The sequence below is a fragment of the Bacillus sp. XF8 genome (assembly GCF_017498755.1).
Classification (GTDB): domain Bacteria; phylum Bacillota; class Bacilli; order Bacillales; family Bacillaceae_G; genus Bacillus_A; species Bacillus_A bingmayongensis.
Genome location: NZ_JAGDQK010000015.1, coordinates 92,883 through 117,051, shown reverse-complemented (window position 1 = coordinate 117,051; position 24,169 = coordinate 92,883). Strand labels below are relative to the sequence as shown.

The window sequence follows — 24,169 nt, the reverse complement described above, 5'->3', positions numbered from 1 at the left end:
CCCTCACAGTAGGGGCCTTTTACATACTATTTAGAAGTATATTTCATCTCCTCTAATCTATCTAACACTCTTCTTTTCTTATAAAGCATCTTACCTACTTCAGCAATTTCTTCAATTGTTTTTCGATTTAAATAAGCTCCAAAAATCATTCCAGCAACAGGGATCATTTGAAAAAGTTTTTTCCAACCATAATTGTCACGATACACAGTAAACACTTCTCGCCATGATTTAATTTGAGACATACTGTCATCATGATTGGCGCGAGAATCAAAATGTTTTAACTCCTGAAGAATTGTTTGTTTTCCTACAATATCAGATGAAGAAAATTGTAAACATTTTACGATAAATAACCTCTCTTGCATATCTTCAGGATTATAGCCGTAGCAAATGGAAATCTCTTGTAAAACATTTAGTGACATACTTAAAATAGCTGGAATATCAATTGCTAGGGTGAAAATACCACCAAATCCAGTTGTCGCTCCTTGGGCAGTTGCGACGGATTTTCTATTTTCAATGATTTTATCAACGATTGAATCCATCTCACTTAAAGGGAATTTTTGAACATCTGTTAAGGAAGCTGCGTTTTCAAATTTTTCTATTGTTGTTTGTGGGTGAATTAAATATTTACTTCCAGAATTGAGATATTGAATAAGCTCATCTAGTAAAAGATTAATTTTTTTATGAATAAACTTGGGCGTGAGCTTATCAAGAATAACAAATGGAATTTTCCCCCATTTTTCAAAGAACCAAAGATCCTCCTGTTCCTTCTCCCATTTTTCAATCATTGCAATTTCGTTTAATAAAAGCTCCTTTGACTCCATTTTTTACCCTACTTTCGTATAGACATATATGTTTATTTTACTTAACGGTTTTTAAATAATAAACAAAATTTAGTATATTTAGTTATAATGGATACATCATTTAAAAAAGACAATAGGTGAATTCCTTTTGAGAATGTATTGAAATCAATAATGTAATGCTTTATTTAAGATAGCCTGTCTTATAGGGAAGTAGTACTTTAATTGTTGGTGTTTTCTGTAAAAATATCATAGTTCGAAAGTGGTGAATGTATTGAACATATTGTTTGAAGCAATTAAAAACAAAAATCTTGATCAATTCATAGAGGCCATTCCGGGAGCTAATATAAATGAACAAGATCAGTTTGGAAGAACACCGTTGCATTACGCAATTGTAAAAAAGACTCCTATCGAAATATTTGAAAGGTTACTAGCTGGTGGGGCGAAGACAGACATAAAAGATCGCTTACACGAATCAGTGCTTACTAAAGCGATTAAGTTTAAGAATAAACAAGCTGTGAAATGTTTATTAGAAAAGGGCGTAGAACTTAATCATCCAGCTGGGATAAAAAGAACTCCTTGGTTTTTAGCGAGGCACACTCCTGAAATAGCAGATTTATTATTGGAAACAAAAGGAGCAATTCGGCTGAAATTAACAGAAAGTGAACAAGAAATCATTGATGGTTGTCTGTATGGAGAGACCGCTGAAGTAAATGATTATTTTACTCAATTAAATACGCCCGAATTGTTACATGCTTTTGTATTACATTTTAATTGGAATGATGATTTACAGCTGATGAAAATAGTACTACAACATAATAATTGTCAGGAGATAACTGCGATTGAAATGTTCGACTTAGTAGATGGGGATTATTGGATGAATAAGGAGCATAGTAGTGATGAGGAAAGAGAGTATGTAGACTTTGTACAACTTCTTTTAAATAGATTTCCTAACATATTATAAGCTGCTGGAAGTATGTATTTTATATAAATGAGCGATGAATTTTACATGAGGGGAAATTTTTTTTGCATCTATGCTTCACAAAGTAATGTGTAATGAAAGTTAGGGGAATGATTTTGAAGTTTAAAAAATTAAAATTACAGCCAAGAATTACATTGACGATTGGTACACTCATTTTCTTTGTTATTATTTTGACGAGTTTTCTTTTTTATTATATCGTATCTAAAACAATAGAAGAGCAGATTGGTAAAAGGGCATTACACGTTGCAAAAACAGTCGCTGCTATACCGGAAATTCAAGAAGCATTTCAGAAGGAAAACCCATCTGCTATTATTCAACCAATTGTTGAGAAAATACGGGTAGAAACAGATGCTGATTTTATCGTAGTGGGAAATAAAGATGGAATTCGTTATGCACATCCTTTGCGTGAGGAAATTGGAAAAGAAATGGTTGGTGGGGATAACGAAGGGGTTTTAACGGATGGAAAATCATATATTTCTAAAGCGACTGGGACATTAGGTCCTTCCTTACGCGGAAAAGTGCCAATTCGTGATCAGACTGATCGGATTATTGGTGTTGTATCTGTTGGCTTTTCTATGGATGATATTCATGAAGTGGCAGAAGCATACGGTAAGAGAGTGTTTTGGATTGCTATCGCTGGATTAGTAATTGGGATATTTGGTTCTATATATTTAGCACGTAGTATAAAAAAATTAATGTTTGGCTTTGAACCAGAAGAAATCTCCTCTCTATATGAGGAACATAGTGCTGTCATTCAATCTGTACGAGAAGGAATTATGGTGATAGATAAAGAAGGTTGCATTCGTTTAGTCAATCAGGCGGCGTATGAAATTCTTTCTCTTAAAAAACATCAGACTATCCTTGGGGATTCTATTTTGAAAATTATTCCGAACTCCTCAATACTGGAAGTGCTTCGAACTGGAGAAGAACAATTTGATCGCTATTTAGATATAAAGGGACGAGCTGTTATTGTAAATCGATTACCTATTAAGGTGAACAATGTAGTAATAGGAGTCGTTTCTAGTTTTCGTTTAAAATCAGAGATGGATCAGTTAACAGAAGAACTATCTCAAGCTAAACGTTATACAGAGGCACTTCGGGCACAGACACATGAGTATAACAATTTATTGTATACGCTTTCAGGTCTTATTCAATTAGAGTCATATGATGAAGCATTAGAGCTTATTCATAAAGAGACTGCTGTATATCAAGACTTTGTTCAGTTTATTTTAAAACGTATACAAAATCCGTGGCTAGGTGGAATTTTAATTGGATTCTATAATCGAGCTAGAGAATTGAAAATTGATTTTATTTTAGATCGCGAGAGTAGTTTGAAAAAATTAGGTTCTCATATTGATAGTAATCACGTTGTTTCAATTTTAGGGAATTTAATTACCAATGCATTTGAAGCAGTTGAATATAATCAGGAGTATGAAAAACAAGTGAGAATGTTTGTAACAGATATTGGAGAGGAGATTGTTATTGAAGTTGAAGATTCGGGACGTGGGATTGATGATGAGGTAATTACATATATATTTGACAAAGGATTTTCGACAAAAGAAGGAGAAAAACGCGGTTATGGGTTAGCGAAGGTAAAAGAGCTAGTTGAAGATTTAAATGGGAGTATCGCGCTAGAAAAAGGGGATATAGGTGGTGTATTGTTTATAGTTGCATTGCCAAAGGAAAGAGGCGAATTGTAATGAACGAGGGGATTGAAGTACTAATTGTAGAAGACGATATTCGCATTGCAGAGATTCATCGTCGTTTTACTGAAAAAGTAGGGGGATTTAAGGTAATTGGAACTGCAACAACAGGAGAACAAGCGAAAGAGTGGTTAGATCTTGTCTCGCCGCAGCTTGTTTTATTAGATGTTTATTTACCTGATATGCAGGGGACGGAACTTGTGACATATATTCGTCGTAACTTACATGATACGGATATCATTATGATTACAGCGGCATCAGAAGTCGAAATTGTTCGTCATGCATTGCGAGGTGGGGTAACGGATTATATTGTAAAGCCGCTTATGTTTGATCGATTTAAAAAGAGTTTAGAAAACTACCGAGAGAAAATACAGCAATTACAGCAAAGGCGACAGTTATCATCAGAGGAAATTGAAAGTTTATGGTTTAAGGAACGATTGGAAAATAATCAAAGCAGACATGCTCCAAAAGGTATTGACCCTTTAACATTATCAAAAATAAAAAAATATGTTTCTAAAGTAGGTCATGAAGGAATTACAGCAGAAATGTTGAGTTTAGAAGCAGGGATAAGTCGATCAACAGCAAGGCGTTATTTAGAATATTTGATTTCTGAAAAGAGGATTTATGCGGAACTTATATATGGGAATGTGGGACGACCAGAGCGAAGATATTTTCTAGTTTCTTCATAATTATGAGATAGAAAAAAGTAGAGGTTTGTATAGTCTCTACTTTTTTTATTAGATAGGGCTGTTATCCTGTTTTATGAACATTAGATTTTTTGTGGTGCAAATATCTATAAAGGAATTTAAAGAAAATGGGTAGAAATCCAAGAATTGTAAGCATGCGTATTACTTGAACTGTGACTACAAATGTAGCATCTGTTTGTAAAATGATGGCGGTTGTTGCCATTTCTGCAATTCCGCCAGGTGCAAGAGCTAATATAGAAGCAACTAGTGGAATATTTGTGATGGAAGAAACAAAGAATGCACACAATATAGAGACTCCGATTAGACCAATAGAACTAAATAATCCTATTGTAATCGTTTGTTTTACACCAATAAACATTTCCCTTTTAAAACGACATCCAATACTAGTTGCAATGAAAATTTGAGCTAAAATCATAATCCAGTGTGGCCACCAGGCTGTTGGACTATTGCTAAAATAGTGTGCAGATAGAGTCTGTAGGAGTGCAACACTTATCATGCTTCCAACAAGCCAAGGAGAAGGGAATTTTAAAAGTTTTCCGATTCGATAACCAATCCAAGCGATAAAGATTAAAAAGATTGTCCAAAACGGAGAGCCAGTAGAATAATTTTTTAGGTGAGGTACAATTGGATTATGAGGGATCCAATTGACGGAAAGAAGCGGAATTGTACCAAGCACCAAAAAGACACGAATTGTTTGAACAATACTAACTGCTGCAGTATTAGCACCTATTTCTGAGGCGAGTGTGGGCATAACAGATAATCCACCAGGAGTGGCGCTAAATAGACTTGTAAATAAATCTACTTTAGTAAAACGCCATAAAATCAGGCCAGAACATAAAGCAAGAGCAATGGAGCTAACAATCATAGTAATAATGATTAGCCAGTGCTGTTGAAACGTAACAAGAATATCAGTTGTTAATTTTTGTCCTAACTCAATACCGATAATACATTGCCCAATATGTTGAAATGAAAGAAGAACTTTTTTCTGTTGAGGTTGTTTCTCTAATCTTTGCATCCAGACTGGTTCAGAGTAAGCGAGGAAACCTGTAATACTTAGGGAACCAAGTAACCAACCAATTGATAAACCAGTTAAAGAAAGTATATAACCACCCAGGCTTGCGAATATCAGTAATAGAAGATTGGATAATATCATATTGTAGCCTTCTTTCTTATTTGTAATGACTGAAAAAACGAAACTCCTTTCAAAGAAGTTTCGTTACGAATTATATGGGAATGACTCCAGTAATAATACCAACGATTAACATTACCATTGTTGTTCCAACTGCCCAAAGTAAAGTAAAGCGTTGATGTTCACCAAAATCAACCTTTGCCATGCCAACTAATAGATAAGTGGATGGAACGAGTGGACTTAATAAGTGAACAGGTTGTCCAAGTAGAGAGGCACGCCCCATTTCAGCGGCACTAATTCCATAAGCTGCAGCTGCTTTTGTGAGAATTGGCAATACACCAAAATAAAAAGCATCATTGGACATAAAGAATGTAAAAGGCATACTTATAATAGCTGTGATAATAGGAAGTTGTGGTCCGAGCGCATCAGGAATAAGGGCAACTAGGCTTTGAGCCATCGCATCTACCATTTTTGTCCCTGATAAAATTCCTGTGAAAATTCCAGCGGCAAATACTAAAGAAACAACGGCTAATACGTTTCCCGCATGAGAAGCAATACGTTCTTTTTGTTCTTCTAGACTTGGGTAATTAATCATAACTGCAATAGCAAAAGCGACTGTAAATAAGACAGGAAGTGGCATAATCTCCATGATAAGACAGACGAGAAGAGCTGCTGTTAATAAAAAGTTAATCCATAATAGTTTGGGACGTTTATAGCTAGAAGCTTCTGTAGTTGCTGCTTGTTCATCCATCAGTGCCTTTTCTTTTTGTATATATTGTATATCAACAATTCCTAAACGCTTTCTCTCTTTTTTTCCAAGGAAGTAAGCAACAAAAATAACCCATATTGCTCCGCCGATCATTGCTGGAATAAGCGGTGTAAATAGCTGTGAAGCATCGAGACCAAGTGCACTCATAACCCTAGCTGTTGGGCCACCCCAAGGCGTAAGGTTTGTAATCCCGGCTCCTAGCATAACAACTCCAGCTAATATAAGTGGATTCATTCCAAGACGTTTATATAGTGGATACATTGCAGAAACTGTAATCATATATGTTGTTGTGCCATCGCCATCCAATGAAACGATAATAGTAAGAATCGCTGTACCAACAACAATTTTTAATGGATTACCGTTTACAATTTTTAAGATTTTACTAATGATTGGATCAAATAATCCACTGTCAATCATAATTCCGAAATATAAAATGGCAAACATAAGCATAATACCAGTCGGTGCTAATTTCTTAATCCCGTCTAGCATCATTGGTCCTACATTTGCATAAAATCCCCCAATTAATGCAAATATAATAGGAATTAATATTAATGCAACTAATGCTGACATACGCTTGGTCATAATTAAAAACATAAAGACAAAAACCATCGCAAACCCGAGTACGGCTAACATGTAATCTCCCCCTATAAAAATGATTGCGCTTTCAATTGATGCTGAAAATTCAGAAAAAACTTTTTTGTTTATCATAAAGGATAGAATATGGATGGTAAATAAATAGCGAAATAACGTTATTAAACGCATAATCATCATTTTGTTCATTTTGTTCACGGATTTTATTTTGAATTTTTAAAAATATAATGTGTTTATTACAGGAGTGATAGAATAGATGAGAAAATAGAGAAGCGTGAAGTAGGGAGTAGATTTTGAATGAAATCGATGATTGAAGAGATTTATAGTTCATATAATGGAAGAGTAGAAGAGATTTTTGTTGATGAATCATCTTATGTATATGAATGGGAAAAATTAATGACGATTCGAAAAAATGACGGAACACTGGAGAAAGTAGCAGTAGGAATTAGTGGTCATATACGATCTGTAAATATAGAAGTTGGTCAGGAAATCAATGTGGATACATTGTTACTTAAATTAGAAGATGATTTAGTGATTACTGGTTGTGAATGATAGAAGGTGTGTAGAAATTGCTACACATCTTTTTTTATAATATAGGCATAGGATATATTAGGAGAGAAGAACGATTTTAACGATATATTATTCCTGAAAAACAGTGAGGAGAGAATAACCATGGGGAAAGAACTGTCTGTGACGATTGAATGCGCGTATACACTTCAAGGAACATTAACACTCCCTACATATTATTCTGAATCGTATCCAGCTATTTTATTAATTGGTGGTACTGGAAAAGGAAATCGTGATGGAAATACAATTTGTTTACAGTTAGACTTATATAAAGAATTAGCTGATTATTTTACCTCTTTAGGATTTGCAGTGCTTCGTTATGATAAACGTGGTACTCATAAAAGTAAGGGAGATTATTATAAAACAGGGATGACAGACTTTATTGATGATGCTGTTTTATGGATTAGATTTTTAAAGGATCATCCGCAAATAGATCCAAAGCGTGTTATTATTGCTGGGCATAGTGAAGGAGCTTTACTTGCACCAGCTGTCTCCATAAGAGAATCAGTTGCGGGATTAGTATTACTTGCTGGTGCAGCAGAACCATCTAAATCGCTCTTAGAAAGACAAATAGACAAAGTTGTTAACGAGTTAGAAACAGCATCAGGATCCATTGGTTGGTTATCTAAAATGCTGAAGCTTCCACAGCGTATAAGAAAGCAAAATGAAGTATTTATGAATAGAGTAAACAATTCAGAGGATCCTACTATTCGAATAAAAGGTGCGAAAGTGAATGCAAAATGGGTGCGAGAACAGTTACAATATAATGTAGTTACATATTTAGAACAAGTATCATGTCCTGTTTTAGCAATTACGGGAGACAGTGATATACAAGTACCACCTGAGCATGCTAAACTGATTGCTTCATATGTTAATGGTGAAGCAGAGTGGCATATCATTCCGAACATGAACCATATTTTAAGAAATTATGAACATAGGCATACAATGATTCGATTAATGAAGGAATATAAGGGGCTTATGGATAAATCTATTGAAGAAGAGTTGTTGCATGTGATGAAGGGATGGTTAGAAAAACATTATCTTTCATAGGAGCTGTAGTTGTGAGGAAACAAAAGTTTTTATTATTTATGTTATTAGGGCTTTTCATTATGATAGTAGCTTGTGAAAAGCAAGAAGAGGCTGAATCTAAACCGGTTCAAGTGAAAAATGAAAAAAAACAAGAGAAGACGCATAAAGAGAAAGAAGAGAACAAAGAGAAAGAGAGTATGAATTTAATGGATAAGCAATTATTACTTTCTGCAACACTTGGTGATACAGAAACAGCTATGAAATTAATAAAAGATGGAGCTAACATAAATGTATCAGGGGATAAGGGTGAAACACCTGTAATGGCAGCGACGTATCATAATCATGTTGAGACAGTAAAAGCATTGATTGATGCAGGTGCAGATATTGAATTGCTAGATGAAAATAAAGAAAATCCATTCCTTTATGCGAGCAAAGAGGGGTATGTTGATATTGTAAAATTAACAATTGATGCAGGCACGAATATTAGAGAAACGAATCGTCATGGTGGAACAGCGCTCATTCCGGCGGCTGAAAGAGGACATGTGGAAGTTGTAAAAGAGCTAGTAGGTCGCACAGATATCGATGTGAATTATAGAAATGACCTTGGTTGGACGGCATTACTAGAAGCAATTGTTCTTGGAAATGGTAGTGAAAATCATAAACAAATTGTTCAGTTACTCATTGATCATGGGGTAGATGTAAATATGCCGGATCGAGAAGGAATTACTCCGCTAGAGCATGCGGAGAATCGAGGATTTAAAGAAATTGCAAATATATTAAGATTAGCAGGAGCAAATGAAACAATAGAACAACCTACAGAATAATGTAGGTTATGGAAGAAGAGATAAGAGGAAATCTTATCTCTTTTTTTGTGGAATTTAGTATTTTTATAAATTATTTTTATTTAATTTGTGTCGTTGTAAGAAAAGACATCACTAAATTTATCCCGCTATTTGCGGGCAGTAAGACCCCCACCTCAAGATTCAGAGAGAAACGAGGAAGATAGGTGGGGAACAACTGCCCGTAAAAGCCCGATTCGTGAGGGTTAATCATCAGTGGGGGATGAAGAGAACCCCACTGATGGAAGTTTCACTTTATCTATGTTGAAGAATAAAGGAGATAATTGATGTGGTGGATATTGTAAAAAAAAAAATAAAAATATTAACATGTGATTAACATCTTGTTAACAAATCATCAAAACTAACTTAATAAATAAGTAATATAGTAAAGGTAACAACGTAACTAGGGTAGAGAACATTTGAGAACACCCGCTTACATATAACAATCTATGTATATTCTTACATTTACTCTAGTTTATAGGGGATAAATGAGAAGAAGGTTGTTCTATGTAGGTTGGTGTTTTTAATTTGCCTATATGCGTATTGACAACCCGTAAAAAACTGAGGGAAATCAATATTTAAGAAACCTTTCCTTTATTAAGCAACTAGTAGAGAAGTTGTTTTTTCCTACTATTGTAGGAGGAATCATTCAAACGAAAGAAGAGGCGGAGATTGCAGTTAAAGCAGATTTTAATAAGCTATTGTGAAGTATGGTTACAAGAGCAAAAAAGGAGTGCAAACTGATGATTGAATTAAGAGATGTGTCAAAAGTTTATAAAAATTCAAAGGAAATAGCAGTGGAAAATGTTTCAGTGCAGATTCAAAAAGGTGAATTTTTTGTTCTAGTTGGTCCTTCTGGGTGTGGGAAAAGTACATTATTGCGAATGATTGCAGGTTTAGAAGAAATTACTTCTGGGGCGTTACTTATTAACGAAAATGTTGCGAATGATTTAGAACCGAAAAATCGAAATCTATCAATGGTATTTCAAAATTATGCTTTATATCCACACTTGACGGTAGAAGAAAATATTTTATTTGGATTGAAAATACGAAAAGTTCCAAAAGAAGAACGACAAAAACGATTGGTAGAGGCAGTAGAAATGGTGGGGCTTACGGAGTATACAAAGTCGAAACCAGGTCGATTATCGGGTGGGCAAAGGCAACGTGTTGCGCTGGCGCGAGCGATCGTAAGTCAAGCGCCAATTTGTTTAATGGATGAACCGCTTTCTAACTTGGATGCAAAGTTGCGTGCACAAATGCGCATTGAAATTCGAGAAATCCAGCAGCGATTAGGTATTACGATGGTTTATGTGACCCATGATCAAATTGAGGCAATGACAATGGGGGATCGCATTATGGTGTTAAACAAAGGGAGTATACAACAGATAGGCACACCGCTTGATATATATAACTATCCTGCAAATGAATTTGTTGCTGGCTTTATTGGTTCACCATCCATGAATATTGGTGATGGAATCGTAGATAAAGGCATAGGGGGATTACATGTTGATGGATTACAAATTCCACTGTCTTCGGGACAATTACAGCAGTTTTCAGAACAAAAGGTGCGCCTAGGAATTCGTCCGGAACACATCGTATTAGCTGAAGATGGCCAAGAAGTTACACTGCAATCTGTAGAAGTATTAGGAAATGAAACAATTTTAAATTTTGTAGTAAATGAAAAAACATGGAGTGCAAAAGTAATTGGACAACTTATTTTGAAAAAAGGTGATAAAGTCAAATTGCAATTTCCAGTACAGAAACTATGTTTCTTTCATAACGATACAAACGAAAGGATTCGATTCATTGCCGAAGAAGAGTTGAAGGCGGTGGCGAAATAATGATTGAGGTAGAAAATTTACCTGCTCAAACAGAAGTTTCAAGAAAAAAAGCGTTATGGAGCCGTACGAAAGATTTGCGAACAGGCTTGTTATTTTTAGCACCTTCCATCATACTATTTGCAATTTTTTTGTTCTATCCATTATTTCGTACCATCTATTATAGTTTTTATTTAACAGATGTTCATGGTGAGGCAAACCTTTTCGTAGGATTTGAAAACTATCAATATTTATTGTCTGATCCAACTTTTTATAAAAGCATAAAATCTACTTTACTCTTTGTATTATATACAGTTCCAACTAGTATTTTGTTTGCGCTGTTTCTTGCATTAATTGCAAACGAAAAAATAAAAGGAATAGGGTTGTTTCGAGTTTTATTCTCTTCAACAATGGGAATTTCAGTAGCAGCGAGCGCAGTAATTTGGTTATTTTTATTCCATCCGAGTGTCGGTTTATTCAATAATATACTCGGTTCGATGAATCTTCCTGCAATTGCCTGGTTAACAAGTCCGAACTGGGCATTATTTTCTGTATCGGTTACAACGGTGTGGGTAAATACAGGTTTTGCGTTTTTAGTTATATTAGGTGGTTTGCAAAATATTGATACGACTCTATACGAGAGTGCATCTATTGATGGTGCTAGCTATTTACATAAACTTCGACGTGTTACATTACCAATGCTATCTCCTACATTGTTTTTTATTATAACAGTTACTTTAATTAGTGCATTTCAAAGCTTTGGACAAATCGATATTTTAACGCACGGTGGACCGAACGATGCAACAAACTTAATTGTGTACTCTATTTATAAAGAAGCTTTTGCGAATCATCAATTTGGTACAGCGAGTGCGCAGGCAATGGTATTGTTTATTTTCATTTTCATTGCCACATTACTTCAATTTAAGTTTGCAGAGAGAAAGGTGCATTACAAATGATTGCTAAAAGATGGAAACAACATATTCTTTTATATACGCTGCTCATTATTAGCGCAGCGATGGTCTTTTTTCCAGTTCTATACGCATTTTTGTTAGGGTTTATGACGTCAGAAGATCTTCAAATGAGAAGGGTGTTCCCGACACAATTTACATTTGATAATTTTGTACATATCTTTCAGAAAGTACCGCTGCTTTCTTATTTATACAATAGTTTTATAGTTTCAACAGTGGTAATGATTGGTCAGCTTGTTGTATCAAGTTTAGCCGCTTACGCATTTGTATTTTTAAACTTTAAAGGACGAAATTTCATTTTCTTTCTGTTTATTTCAACGATGCTTATCCCATGGGAAGCAACGATGGTACCAAATTTTTTAACAGTACAACAATTTGGATGGATCAATACGTTTACTGGAATGACGGTTCCGTTCTTTGCAACTGCCTTTGGTATCTTCTTATTACGTCAGCATTTTATGACGCTTCCAAATGAGTTAAAAGAAGCTGCCTTTATCGAGGGGATTGGCCATGTGAAGTTTTTATTCCGCGTCGTCATTCCGTATTGTAAAACAAGTTTTATTACGCTCGGTGTATATAGCTTTTTAACAACATGGAATATGTATTTATGGCCGCTCTTGGTTACGAATGATGAGAAAATTAGAACCGTACAAATTGGGGTGAAACAACTTCAATCTCAGGAAGTTGCGACAGATTGGGGCAGTGTGATGGCAGGAGTTACAGTTATTGTTATTCCAACTTTAATTTTATTGTTTTTAGGTCAGAAGCAGTTACAACAAGGTTTAACAAAAGGTGCAATTAAATAAACATATATATGAAAAGGTGGGATTGAGATGAGATTTTGGAAAAAAGGTGCTGCTATTATAATGGCAGCAACGATGGCTTTATCAGCTGCAGCTTGTTCAAGTAGTAAAACAGAGGGGAAATCTGAAGCAAAGGAAAAAGTAGCTCCCGTAGAAAAGAATGGGGAAAAAACAGTCATTCGCTTTTGGCATGCAATGGGTGGAAAAACGCAAGGTGTGTTAGATGGAATTGTTGCAGACTATAATAAGTCACAAAATAAATATGAGGTAAAAGCTGAATTTCAAGGTTCCTATGAAGAATCTTTAACGAAGTTTAAAAATATAAAAGCTTCAAAAGAATCACCAGCTCTCGTTCAATCTAGTGAAATTACAACGAAATATATGATTGATAGTAAAAAGATTACACCGATTGATAGCTGGATTAAAAAAGATAAATATGATACATCGAAATTAGAAAAAGCGATTACGAACTATTATTCAATTGATGGGAAAATGTATTCAATGCCATTTAATTCATCTACACCAGTATTAATTTATAATAAAGATGCCTTTACAAAAGCGGGACTCGATCCAGAAAAAGCGCCGAAAACTTACGCTGAATTAAAAGAAGCAGCAAAAAAATTAACTGTTAAAGAAGGCGAAAGCGTAAAACAGTACGGTTTTTCAATGCTAAATTACGGATGGTTCTTTGAAGAGCTATTGGCAACACAAGGTGGTTTATATGTTGATAAAGAAAATGGACGTAAAGGTGCGGCGACAAAAGCTGTATTTAATGGAAAAGAAGGACAAAAAGTATTTGGTTTATTAGATGAACTGAATAAAGCTGGTACATTAGGAAAGTATGGAGCAAGTTGGGATGATGTTCGTGCTGCTTTCCAATCTGGACAAGTTGCAATGTATTTAGATTCTTCAGCTGGTGTTAGGGATGTAATTGATTCCTCTAAATTCAATGTAGGTGTAGCGTATATTCCATATCCAGAGGATGTAAAACAAAACGGTGTTGTTATTGGCGGGGCATCATTATGGATGACGAATATGGTTGCAGAAGAAACACAACAAGGTGCTTGGGACTTTATGAAATATTTAACAAAACCAGATGTGCAAGCAAAATGGCATACAGAAACGGGTTATTTCTCTATTAACCCAGACGCATATAATGAACCTTTAGTAAAACAACAATATGAAAAATATCCACAGTTAAAAGTAACAGTAGAACAGTTACAAGCAACAAAACCATCCGTTGCAACACAAGGGGCACTTATTAGTGTATTCCCTGAATCTCGCGATGCGGTTGTAAAAGCGCTAGAAGCAATGTATGACGGGAAAAGTAGTAAAGAAGCATTAGATGAAGCAGCAAAAACAACAGATCGGGCAATTAGTATTTCGAATCGTACAAGTCAAAAATAAAAGAATGGCGTATCTGTAAAAAGATACGCCATTCTTTTATTTGTTGCCTTATTTCTTACTTTAAGTATAGTGGGCAGCAAGTCTCGTAACTATCGAATTAGGTGACGTGAGGATTACAGTGGTGTAAGATATAAATTTTCCGTTTTTGAAACTTCTTTTTTTAAGGGAAAGTTAAGAAATAGATTTCATAATAAATTCTATATGCAGAATATTAGATGATAAAATGAGTGAGAAAATTATTTATCCCGCTATTGGTGGGCAGTAATACCCCCACCTCAAAATTCGGCGAAAGCAAAGAAGTTAGGTGAGGGATAATAATCAGTGGGAGATGAAGAACTCCTCCACTGATTAAAGTTTCATTTTATGTTATGACAAGCTTACATAGGCAATGATATATAATTATTTTAATTACGCAGGATTTAGAGATAGCGAAGCAAATTGAATTGTTCGGATACAAGACTAGAAACTGTTTGGAAGTAGAGATAAGTATGTTGAACTGCTCTCTTTTGTTATTATGATAATGGTAATAGTAATTATTTATTCTGCCTATAAAAGCCTGATTGGGAAAGGCAGTCTCACTTGATTAGTGGATATAAAGGTTTTTTATGTTAGATGAAAGGTGAGAAAGTGATATGCGCTTATTAGTTGTAGAAGATAATGCACCCTTATTAGAATCAATTACACAAATTTTATGTGATGAGTTCGAAGTTGATACAGCAATGAATGGAGAAGATGGCCTGTTTTTGGCATTACAAAATATTTATGATGTAATACTTTTGGATGTGATGTTACCGGCGATAGATGGTTTTGAGGTAATTCAAAAAATACGGAATGAAAAAATTGAAACACCTGTCCTATTTTTGACTGCTAAAGATTCTTTAGAGGACCGTGTGAAAGGATTAGATTTCGGAGGAGATGATTATTTAATAAAGCCATTTCAAGCTCCGGAGCTGCAAGCAAGAATTCGAGCTTTATTACGAAGAAGTGGTAATTTAACAACAAAGCAAACCATTAGCTACCGTGGAATCGAGTTGTTTGGAAAGGAAAAGGATATTCAAGTTGATGGAGAAGCAATTAAATTAACATTAAAGCAATATGAACTTTTAGAATATCTCATTCAAAATAGTGGAAAGATTTTAATGCGTGAACAAATCTTTGATCGTGTTTGGGGATTTGATTCAGATACAACGGTAGCGATTGTTGAAGTGTATGTTCATCATTTGCGAAAAAAATTAGAGCCATTTAGTTATCAAAAAGATATTCAAACCGTTCGCGGGATTGGCTATATGTTAAAAGAACAATGAAGAGGGGAAGTATGTTTCAAAAAACACGCATTCGCCTTACAATTTTAAATTCATTAGTGTTTATTATATTAATTGGAGCTCTAGGGAGTATTATCTATGGCTATACATATAATCGCATTTATAGTGGAGTAGATAATTCGCTAGAAATGTTTAAAGCAAAAGAGAAGAAAAATTCTCAGTCTAATCCAAAAGGGTCCGTTAGGGATATTCGTATTGGAGATCCAAGGATTACTGTACTGTTATGGCGTGGGAAAAAAGTAGCCCTAATAGATAAGAACCCTAAATTTGTTGATCCTGCTTTTGAAGAAAATACTTTAGCGTTTTTTCCAGAAAAATTGGAGGAGTTTCAGGATATTCAAATAAAAGGGAAGAGTTTTAGAGCATTGGCTTTTCAGCGTAATACTGAACTTGGACAAATGACGGTTCAATTTGTACGCGATACAACTGCAGAAAGAGATATGTTGCATACGTTATTGTTAATTCTTATAGTGGGGTGTAGTATAGGGAGTTTATGCGCAATAGGGATGGGTTTTTTCTTAGCTGGAAGAGCTCTTGTACCAATTCATAATTCATGGGAAAAGCAGCAACAGTTTGTTTCTGATGCATCCCATGAATTAAGAACACCCCTAGCGGTCATTCAATCTAAAACAGATGTACTATTTCAATCTCCTTCCGCTACGATAGAAGAAAAAGCAATTGATATTTCTACAATTTCAAAGGAGTGCAGAAGGTTATCGAAGCTCGTTGCTAATTTATTATTATTAGCTCGTTCCGATTCGAATCAAATTGAAATGGATAAAAAGGAATTTGCATTAGATGAATTATTAACGGAAGTAGTAGATCCTTATACAGAAATTGCTGCATATCAAGAGAAAAAGATGACACTAGAAATCGAATCTAAAGTATCTTTTATTGGTGATAGAGAACGAATTCATCAAATGATTGTAATCTTGTTAGACAATGCGATGAAATATACTGATGTTGGTGGAACAATTCAAGTAATATGCATGCAAACAAGTAGTTCAATTATGATTCAGGTAAAAGACAATGGAATTGGAATAAGGGAAGAAGAGGTTCCGAGGTTATTTGATCGTTTTTATCAAGGAGATAAAGCAAGAACGAAATCAGAAGGTGCTGGATTAGGTCTTTCAATTGCTAGCTGGATTGTAGAAAAACATTATGGGAAAATAAAAGTCGAGAGTAAAATTAGTGAAGGCACTTGTTTTGAAGTGATTTTACCCAAAAATCAAAGAGTATAAAGAAATTAAAGGCGATCTTGTTTTTACAAGGTCGTCTTTTTTTTTAGGGAAAGTTAAGAAATGTTTTTCATAATAGAGTGTACACAGAATCAGAAGGACAAAAGAGAGAAAAAAGTAATCATATTCATTCTTTTTAAGGATATCTAGATCGTTATATTCATGGATGATTTTAATAGGAACTGAATTGAACATATCTTTTACGATAATGTGAGGAAAATTACAGTGTAAAAAACGTAAAGGGGAGATGAAATTTGGAAAAGAAAAAGATAGTGTCATTATTTGTTATTGGAATGATGAGCTTAAGCGTAATGGGAGGTGCGTCTACTTCTACAACGTCACAAGGAAAAACAAACTTTGCTCAGCGCAGTAAAGAACAACTGAATAACGGAGAAATGCATGCGGCCCATACAGAAGAGAAAGCACAAAAATTAGGGATTGAAACGGATGGAAAAGAGCAGCTTACGTTAGAAAAGGAGATTCATGAAACAGAAGTTGGTCAAGAAGCGAAGCAGCTAGGGATTTCTACTGAGGGAAAAGATGCCGGAACTCTTTCAGAAGAAATCTATGAGGCAAAAGTAAAACAAGAAGCAGCGAATCTAGGAATAACAATAGATAATGCATCTATTGTGGATTTAATCAATCAAATTAATACAATCAAGATTAATGATGAAGCAGATAAACTTGGGGTTTCAACGGAAGGAAAAGAAATAGAAGAAATTGCAAATGAGATTTATGGAACGAAAGTAAAGGAAGAAGCGAAAAAGCTAGGTATTTCTCAAAAAGGGAAAGAGATAGAAGAGTTGGCGCAAGAAGTATATGAGGGGAAAATTCAGGCCGAAGCAAAAAAACTTCATATTGATTTATATGGTAAAGATATTTACGAAGTACTAAGAGAAATAAATGAGCAGAAAGTAATACAAATTGCAGACGAGATCGGTATAGATAGAACAAATACAACGATTCAAGAGTTAACAGAAAAAATACAGAAAGGACATCCTGAAAAAGGAAAAGAACTTGTCTTTTTACCTATGGTTCAAACAGATGCAGATGCATTTTATTCGTATTTAACGAATTAAAAAGGGCGTGAAGATAGAAGAATGATGCGAAATTGGAAGATGTATATATGTGTAATTGTATTAGGAATATTTATCTGTAGTGTATATATGAAAAGGAGCGATATAATTCCTGTTACTAAACATGTACAGAAAGTAAAGAGTATCGTCTCAAACCAATTTGTTCAAGAGAAAAGTGATAAGGATCAACTTATCACTCCGGTTACGCAAGCCCAAAAGAAAAAGACACTTGTGAATACGGATGAAGAAAAAGTATTACTACAAAATGTACCTTTTATCCAGCAGTTACCAGAGTTAGACAGAGGCTGTGAAGTGACAAGCCTAGCTATGTTGTTACAGTATGCAGGTGTTTCTGTAGATAAGATGACGCTGGCAGATGAAATACCGAAAGTTGCTTTCTCGAATGACGGTGTACGTGGTAATCCAAATGAAGGGTTTGTAGGCAATATTTATACCTTTTCTGAGTCAGGATATGGGGTGTATCATAAGCCACTTTTTCAGTTAGCAAACAAATACTTACCGAATCGAGCTGTTGATTTGACAGGTGAAAATATAAATGAAATTTATAAAACTGTAAAAGAAGGTGCGCCAGTTGTTATGATTACAAATGCAACATATGCTCCTTTAGGTGAAGATGAATTTGATACATGGGAGACAGATTCAGGTAACGTCTCGATTACGTACAATGAACATTGTATTCTTCTTATTGGTTATGATCAGGAATCAGTTTATATTCATGATCCGCTTAGTGATACTGCAAGTGTAAGTGTTCCACGCGAAAGCTTTGAACAGGCATGGGTACAGATGGGGAGTCAAGCTATTAGTTATGTCCAAAATTCAAAATGAACTAGGAATGGAATTAAGAAAAAAATTGATAATGAAATTACATTTATATGTTAAGTAATAAAATAAGAGGAGATAAGGGATCAAAACAACGATGAAACCTTATCTCCTCTTATTGTCTTATACGATTTGTAATGAATTTACCTCGTTTCATCATTTGTTTAACTCCATTGCTACTTGTTTTCCATTTACAAAAACTTCTACTACTGCTATAACTACTTCCATCACTTTTTTCATCTCTCATCTCTCCTCGTTTGTTGTTTCATTTCTTATTTTTAGTATAAGGGAGAGAAGAAGATACAACTATCGAAGGAGATGACATAGAAATTACATAGTTGTAAGAATAAAAAATGGATAGAAAATTTTGTGAGAGAATGAATTAAGGTAGATGTCCTTATTTTGTGAAATTGTTGTATTCATAAAAAAGAATAAGTAAGATAGATTTCGCGTGTAGTAAAGTAGAAATAAGGGAGACAATAAAGGGATGAGAAAAAGAAAAAAATTGTTAAGTTTATGGAAAACGATTACATTACTGGTTTGTACAGTTATTGTGCTTTCTTTACTTGTAACAGATATATTAATTAGTCATAATGTCGAACGCACGACGGAAGAGAGTCAAGCTGAAAAAGCAAAAACAATCGCGCGTATTGTAGCAAATTCACAACTTGTAATTGATGCTTTAGCAGGAAGAAAAGATATATCTGAAATTCAAACGTATACAAATCACTTGTTAAAAAATACAGGTGTTCAATTTATCGTAGTCATGGATATGAATGGCATTCGAAAATCTCACCCCAATCCTCAGAAAATCGGTCATCATTTTGTAGGAGGAGATGAAGGGATAGCTTTGAAAGGGAAAGAACATGTATCGATGGGAGAAGGAACATTGGGAATCTCTATGCGAGTGTTTGTACCAATCTTTTCTGAAACGAGAGAACAAATGGGAGTTGTAGCTGTCGGAATTTCAGCTGATAATGTGCGTGAGAGAGTAAAAGAGAGTAGGCACATTATTTATATTGGTATCGGTGTGGGAATCTTAGTTGGAATTATAGGTGCTATTTTATTAGCTAGACATATTAAGAAAATTCTATTTGGTCTCGAACCTAGCGAAATCGCAAAAATTTTAGAAGAACGGAATACGATGTTACAATCTGTTAAAGAGGGTATTATTGCTGTTGATAAAGATGCGAGAGTTACTTTAATTAATAACGAAGCGAAACGGTTATTTAAGAAAAGTGGTCTCGAAGAAGATTTTATTGGCAAAGATGTTGAGAAGTATATGCCTAACTCATGTATAAAAGAAGTGTTGCAAACTGGGGAAGCACAATTGCATGAGGAACAAAATCTTTATGGAATTACCATTGTTACAAACCGAGTTCCTTTATATGTTAAAGGAGAAATTGTTGGTGCGATTGCAACATTTCGTGATAAAACAGAGATTAGGCAATTAGTAGAACAATTAACGGATATTCGACTTTATGCAGAAGCACTCAGGGCACAGTCTCATGAGTTTATGAATAAGATGCATGTTGTATTAGGGCTTACACATATGAAGCATTATGAACAATTAGAGACTTACATTAGTAACATGGTCTCGGAGCATCAATATGAAATTGGTGGTGTGATGCGGAAAATAAAAAACCCTGTATTTGCAGGGTTTATGCTTGGTAAACTTAGTTACGCAAGAGAAAAGAATATACAACTTATTGTAAGCGAAAATTCTTACTTACCAGAACCGTATGACGAAAGTATTATTCATGAACTCATTACAATTGTAGGAAATTTAATCGACAATGCATTAGATGCTGTGATGAATTGTGAATATAAGCGAGTAGATATTTCTATTCAATATCAGGATAAGTTGATTATTACAGTTAAAGATACAGGAGTTGGAATTCAGCAAGAAGAAATCGACAAAGTATTTGTTAAAGGGTATTCCACAAAAGGAGAGAATCGAGGATATGGCTTGTATCTTGTAAAGGATAGTTTAAAGCGAATAAATGGGAACATACAGGTTGAGTCATTGTTAGGGAAGGGAACGACCATAACCATTGAAATACCATACAAAAGTAGGGATGAGATAGGGGCATGATCAAAGTTTTGATTGTAGAAGATGATCCAATGGTAGCGATGTTAAATAAGCATTATTTAGAGCAAGTAGGAGGGTTTGAACTTGTTTATATAGCCAATTCTGTGAAAGAAGCAGTAGAGCTATTAAAGGAATCCTCTATAGATTTCATATTGCTTGATATTTTTATGCCTGGTGATACAGGGTTTGACTTGTTAATGCATATTCGGAATCAAGAAAAAGAAATTGATGTTATTATGATTTCAGCTGTGCATGATATGGGGAGTATAAAAAAGGCGCTGCAATATGGCGTTGTTGATTATTTAATTAAACCATTTACATTTGAACGGTTTAAGGAAGCACTAACGGCATATCGCGAGAAATTTATGTTTATGAAAGAACAACAAAATATTAGCCAATCTGAATTAGATACGTTGATTTTACAAAAAGAAAAAGTAGAAATTCATGCAAATAAAGAACTGCCAAAAGGGCTAACAAAGCAAACATTACAGTTGATTTGGAAGCAAATAGAATCACTTCATGGACAAGCATTTACAACAGATGAAATGGCTCAATTAGTTGGGATTTCAAGGGTTTCTATTCGAAAGTATGTAATGTTTTTAACTGAAATTGGAGTTTTAGAAAATGAAATGGTGTATCAACATGTGGGGAGACCAGTAAGTAAATTACGATGCATCGATGAGAACAAAATACATTTGTATGTATAAGCGGCTTATGTAAGCCGCTTATACTTTTTTTAATTACAAAACTAGTTACAAAACTTACAAAAACTATTTTTACTATTGAAAGCGTTTTAATATTATAAGCAAGAATATAAGGGGGTGCCTATATGGGGATTCAAAAAAACGTGGAAGCGGTATCATTCGTGGAAGCAGCAGAAACAGAACAAAAATCTTTTGTTTCAAAAATCATGAATATTAAAATTGGTGTTATACCTTTACCGTTATATATCGTATTAGCAGCTATTATTTATGGAGCATCTGTATATAACAAATTACCTGCTGATATGATTGGTGGATTTGCAGTCATTATGATCATGGGAATTTTCTTAGGTGATATTGGGATGCGAATCCCGATTTTAAAAAATATTGGTGGACCAGCAATTCTCTCACTATTTATTCCATCATTACTTGTGTTTTTTAATTGGATGAATCCAGCTTCAATGGAAGCTGCTACTATGTTAATGAAAAAATCGAATTTTTTATACCTGTATATTTCTTGTTTAGTAGTAGGAAGTATTTTAGGAATGAATCGTAAAGTGTTAGTACAAGGATTTATTCGAATGTTTATTCCTTTAGTTGTAGGTACACTTGCTTCAGTGGTAGTTGGATTGTTAGTTGGATCATTATTTGGATTTGAAATGAAACAGACATTCTTCTTTATTATTGTACCAATCGTGAGTGGTGGTATAGGAGAAGGGATTTTACCTCTTTCCTTAGCCTACAGTGATATTTTAAATGAATCTTCTGCGACATTTGTATCACAGCTCATTCCTGCAGCTATTATTGGAAATATGTTTGCGATTGTAAGTGCAGGATATATGAAACGTCTAGGTGAGAAAAAACCAGAGCTTAGTGGTAATGGCGTATTAGTAAAAACCGATAATCAAGCAGAATTATTAAAAGAACAAAATACAGAAAAACCAATTGATTTCTCATTAATGGGAGCAGGTTTATTAATTGCATGTACATTCTTTATCTTTGGAGGATTTGCTTCTAAATTTATTGGTATTCCAGGGGCAATCATTATGATTTTTTCTGCAGCAATTGTGAAGTACTTTAAATTAATGCCAGCAAAAATGGAACAAGGAGCATATCATTTATACAAATTTATTTCAAAAAACTTAACGTGGCCATTAATGGTTGGATTAGGCCTGTTATACATTCCGTTAAAAGATGTAGCAGCTGTTCTTTCAGTTGGATACGTTGTTGTGTGTGCGTCAGTGGTACTCACAATGATAGCATCGGGTTACCTTGTAGGAAAAGTAATGAAAATGTACCCAGTTGAGTCTGCGATTGTAACAGGATGTCATAGCGGATTAGGTGGAACTGGTGACGTTGCGATTTTATCAGCTTCAAATCGTATGGAATTAATGCCTTTTGCACAAATTTCAACGCGTTTGGGCGGCGCTGCTATGGTTGTAACAGCAACAATTTTATTAAAAATGTTTTCATAATTTATCATTATACAAGCTAGCTATGTAAAGACGTAGCTAGCTTGTCAAATTAGGAGGAGTTTATTTATATGTTAGAAAGTCAAATTAAGGAGCGTTCATTACTGCTCCATAAAGAATTGGTTGGAAAAATTGAAATTACTAGTAAGGTGGAAGTTAATTCAGCAGATGATTTAAGTTTAACATATACACCGGGAGTAGCTGAGTCTTGTAAAGCGATTGCAGCGGATGAAGAAACAGCGTATGACTACACAGCACGTGGTAATATGGTTGCCGTTGTTTCGGATGGAACAGCAGTACTTGGATTAGGTGATATTGGACCGAAAGCGGCTATGCCTGTTATGGAAGGAAAATCTATTTTATTTAAAAAATTTGCGAATGTGGATGCATTCCCATTGTGTCTAGGAACGAAAGATGTAGATGAAATCGTTACCCTTGTGAAAAATTTAGAGCCTACATTTGCTGGGATTAATTTAGAAGATATTGCGGCACCACGTTGTTTTGAAATTGAAAAGCGATTAAAGGAAGAAACGAATATTCCGGTATTTCATGATGACCAACATGGAACAGCGATTGTTGTTTTAGCGGCAGTGATTAATGCTTTAAAAGTTGTAAACAAACAGATGGATAAAGCGAAAATTGTCATTAATGGTGCCGGATCTGCAGGGATAGCGATTGGAAAATTATTATTAAAAGCTGGAGCACAGCATATCACATTAGTAAGTTTAGAAGGAATTGTTTGTGAGGGCGAATCATGGATGAATTCGGCACAATTAGAGATTTCAAAAGAAACAAATCGTGAACATGTACGTGGAACATTACAAGAAGCAATCCGTGAATCAGATATCTTTATTGGTGTATCTGCTCCTAATGTATTAACAAAAGAGCTTGTGCAGACAATGAATAAAAAACCAATTGTGTTTGCAATGGCGAATCCAATTCCAGAAATATTCCCAGAAGATGCACTGCAGGCTGGAGCGGCGGTTGTTGGAACAGGACGTTCTGATTTTCCCAACCAGGTAAATAATGTGTTAGCATTTCCTGGGATATTCCGCGGTGCATTAGATGTACGTGCAACAGATGTTACAGAAGAAATGAAACTAGCTGCAGCATATGGAATCGCGAACATCATTACGGATGAAGAACGAAATGAAAATTATGTCATTCCCAATCCATTGGACAAAAGAGTTGTCCCAAGTGTGGCAGCTGCAGTAGCGAAGGCAGCAATTGAATCAGGTGTGGCACAAGTCAAAAAGGTGCCAAGTTATTCTATAGAGCAATAAAAAAACAGTGTCATCTTTTTGAGAAGACACTGCATTT

At 34.8% G+C, this 24,169-nt stretch carries 21 protein-coding genes and 1 pseudogene; 19 read left to right on the top strand and 3 right to left on the bottom strand.

The window, feature by feature from the left end; translation table 11 throughout:
- Positions 1 to 26 precede the first annotated feature (26 nt).
- Entirely contained in the window at positions 27 to 821 is a 795-nt protein-coding gene (locus tag J4P91_RS09875; RefSeq protein ID WP_207993946.1) for an EcsC family protein, read from the bottom strand.
- A 250-nt stretch (positions 822 to 1,071) separates the two neighbouring features.
- On the opposite strand from J4P91_RS09875, the gene J4P91_RS09870 reads away from it, so the two are divergent.
- The 3 genes from J4P91_RS09870 (at position 1,072) to J4P91_RS09860 (ending at position 4,171) form a co-directional block, all read left to right on the top strand.
- On the top strand, positions 1,072 to 1,761 hold the full coding sequence (locus tag J4P91_RS09870) for a DUF4274 domain-containing protein (RefSeq protein ID WP_207993944.1): 690 nt from the start codon (positions 1,072 to 1,074) through the stop codon (positions 1,759 to 1,761).
- 107 nt (positions 1,762 to 1,868) lie between these two features.
- Positions 1,869 to 3,479 (top strand): ATP-binding protein, encoded by a 1,611-nt coding sequence (locus tag J4P91_RS09865; protein ID WP_207993942.1) that lies wholly within the window; start codon positions 1,869 to 1,871, stop codon positions 3,477 to 3,479.
- Positions 3,479 to 4,171: a response regulator gene (locus tag J4P91_RS09860; RefSeq protein WP_207993940.1), complete on the top strand. Its 693-nt coding sequence runs from the start codon at positions 3,479 to 3,481 to the stop codon at positions 4,169 to 4,171. Before J4P91_RS09865 ends, J4P91_RS09860 begins: the two co-directional genes overlap by 1 nt.
- Before the next feature lie 61 nt (positions 4,172 to 4,232).
- On the opposite strand, the gene J4P91_RS09855 is transcribed toward J4P91_RS09860, so the two are convergent.
- Together J4P91_RS09855 and J4P91_RS09850 are read right to left on the bottom strand one after the other, a co-directional pair.
- Positions 4,233 to 5,342, bottom strand: a complete 1,110-nt coding sequence (locus J4P91_RS09855) for an AbrB family transcriptional regulator (protein ID WP_207993939.1) — start codon at positions 5,340 to 5,342, stop codon at positions 4,233 to 4,235.
- 70 nt (positions 5,343 to 5,412) lie between these two features.
- A complete protein-coding gene (locus J4P91_RS09850; RefSeq protein ID WP_207993988.1) occupies positions 5,413 to 6,795 on the bottom strand; it encodes a CitMHS family transporter in 1,383 nt (460 codons plus the stop codon).
- A 180-nt stretch (positions 6,796 to 6,975) separates the two neighbouring features.
- Here J4P91_RS09850 and J4P91_RS09845 point away from each other — a divergent pair, with 180 nt between their 5' ends.
- From J4P91_RS09845 to J4P91_RS09775, 16 genes and pseudogenes are all read left to right on the top strand, one after another.
- Positions 6,976 to 7,230 carry a hypothetical protein gene (locus J4P91_RS09845; RefSeq protein WP_017149869.1) on the top strand — a complete coding sequence of 85 codons (255 nt, stop codon included), beginning with the start codon at positions 6,976 to 6,978 and terminating at the stop codon, positions 7,228 to 7,230.
- A gap of 120 nt (positions 7,231 to 7,350) precedes the next feature.
- Positions 7,351 to 8,295, top strand: a complete 945-nt coding sequence (locus J4P91_RS09840) for an alpha/beta hydrolase family protein (protein ID WP_207993938.1) — start codon at positions 7,351 to 7,353, stop codon at positions 8,293 to 8,295.
- Positions 8,268 to 9,098 carry an ankyrin repeat domain-containing protein gene (locus tag J4P91_RS09835; protein WP_207993937.1) on the top strand — a complete coding sequence of 277 codons (831 nt, stop codon included), beginning with the start codon at positions 8,268 to 8,270 and terminating at the stop codon, positions 9,096 to 9,098. The genes J4P91_RS09840 and J4P91_RS09835 overlap by 28 nt, the downstream gene beginning before the upstream one ends.
- Positions 9,099 to 9,703: 605 nt before the next feature.
- A pseudogene (locus J4P91_RS28820) lies at positions 9,704 to 9,857 on the top strand (glycerol-3-phosphate responsive antiterminator); the annotation flags it as partial.
- Entirely contained in the window at positions 9,857 to 10,954 is a 1,098-nt protein-coding gene (locus J4P91_RS09830) for an ABC transporter ATP-binding protein (protein ID WP_207993936.1), read from the top strand. The pseudogene J4P91_RS28820 and the gene J4P91_RS09830, both read left to right, overlap by 1 nt.
- Entirely contained in the window at positions 10,954 to 11,886 is a 933-nt protein-coding gene (locus J4P91_RS09825; protein WP_207993935.1) for a carbohydrate ABC transporter permease, read from the top strand. Before J4P91_RS09830 ends, J4P91_RS09825 begins: the two co-directional genes overlap by 1 nt.
- Positions 11,883 to 12,704, top strand: a complete 822-nt coding sequence (locus tag J4P91_RS09820) for a carbohydrate ABC transporter permease (protein ID WP_207993933.1) — start codon at positions 11,883 to 11,885, stop codon at positions 12,702 to 12,704. The genes J4P91_RS09825 and J4P91_RS09820 overlap by 4 nt, the downstream gene beginning before the upstream one ends.
- A 27-nt stretch (positions 12,705 to 12,731) precedes the next feature.
- Positions 12,732 to 14,108 carry an ABC transporter substrate-binding protein gene (locus J4P91_RS09815; protein WP_207993931.1) on the top strand — a complete coding sequence of 459 codons (1,377 nt, stop codon included), beginning with the start codon at positions 12,732 to 12,734 and terminating at the stop codon, positions 14,106 to 14,108.
- A 632-nt stretch (positions 14,109 to 14,740) separates the two neighbouring features.
- On the top strand, positions 14,741 to 15,412 hold the full coding sequence (locus tag J4P91_RS09810; RefSeq protein ID WP_207993929.1) for a response regulator transcription factor: 672 nt from the start codon (positions 14,741 to 14,743) through the stop codon (positions 15,410 to 15,412).
- Positions 15,409 to 16,671 carry a sensor histidine kinase gene (locus J4P91_RS09805; protein WP_207993927.1) on the top strand — a complete coding sequence of 421 codons (1,263 nt, stop codon included), beginning with the start codon at positions 15,409 to 15,411 and terminating at the stop codon, positions 16,669 to 16,671. Before J4P91_RS09810 ends, J4P91_RS09805 begins: the two co-directional genes overlap by 4 nt.
- 290 nt (positions 16,672 to 16,961) lie before the next feature.
- Complete coding sequence (locus J4P91_RS09800) at positions 16,962 to 17,747, top strand: transporter (RefSeq protein ID WP_207993987.1); 786 nt, start codon at positions 16,962 to 16,964, stop codon at positions 17,745 to 17,747.
- 105 nt (positions 17,748 to 17,852) lie between these two features.
- Positions 17,853 to 18,590: a C39 family peptidase gene (locus tag J4P91_RS09795; RefSeq protein WP_374192030.1), complete on the top strand. Its 738-nt coding sequence runs from the start codon at positions 17,853 to 17,855 to the stop codon at positions 18,588 to 18,590.
- 481 nt (positions 18,591 to 19,071) lie between these two features.
- Positions 19,072 to 20,679 (top strand): sensor histidine kinase, encoded by a 1,608-nt coding sequence (locus tag J4P91_RS09790; RefSeq protein ID WP_207993924.1) that lies wholly within the window; start codon positions 19,072 to 19,074, stop codon positions 20,677 to 20,679.
- Positions 20,676 to 21,383, top strand: a complete 708-nt coding sequence (locus J4P91_RS09785) for a response regulator (protein WP_207993923.1) — start codon at positions 20,676 to 20,678, stop codon at positions 21,381 to 21,383. The genes J4P91_RS09790 and J4P91_RS09785 overlap by 4 nt, the downstream gene beginning before the upstream one ends.
- Before the next feature lie 122 nt (positions 21,384 to 21,505).
- Positions 21,506 to 22,852, top strand: a complete 1,347-nt coding sequence (locus tag J4P91_RS09780; protein ID WP_207993922.1) for a 2-hydroxycarboxylate transporter family protein — start codon at positions 21,506 to 21,508, stop codon at positions 22,850 to 22,852.
- Between the two features lie 68 nt (positions 22,853 to 22,920).
- On the top strand, positions 22,921 to 24,132 hold the full coding sequence (locus J4P91_RS09775; RefSeq protein WP_207993921.1) for an NAD(P)-dependent malic enzyme: 1,212 nt from the start codon (positions 22,921 to 22,923) through the stop codon (positions 24,130 to 24,132).
- The last annotated feature ends 37 nt before the right edge of the window (positions 24,133 to 24,169 follow it).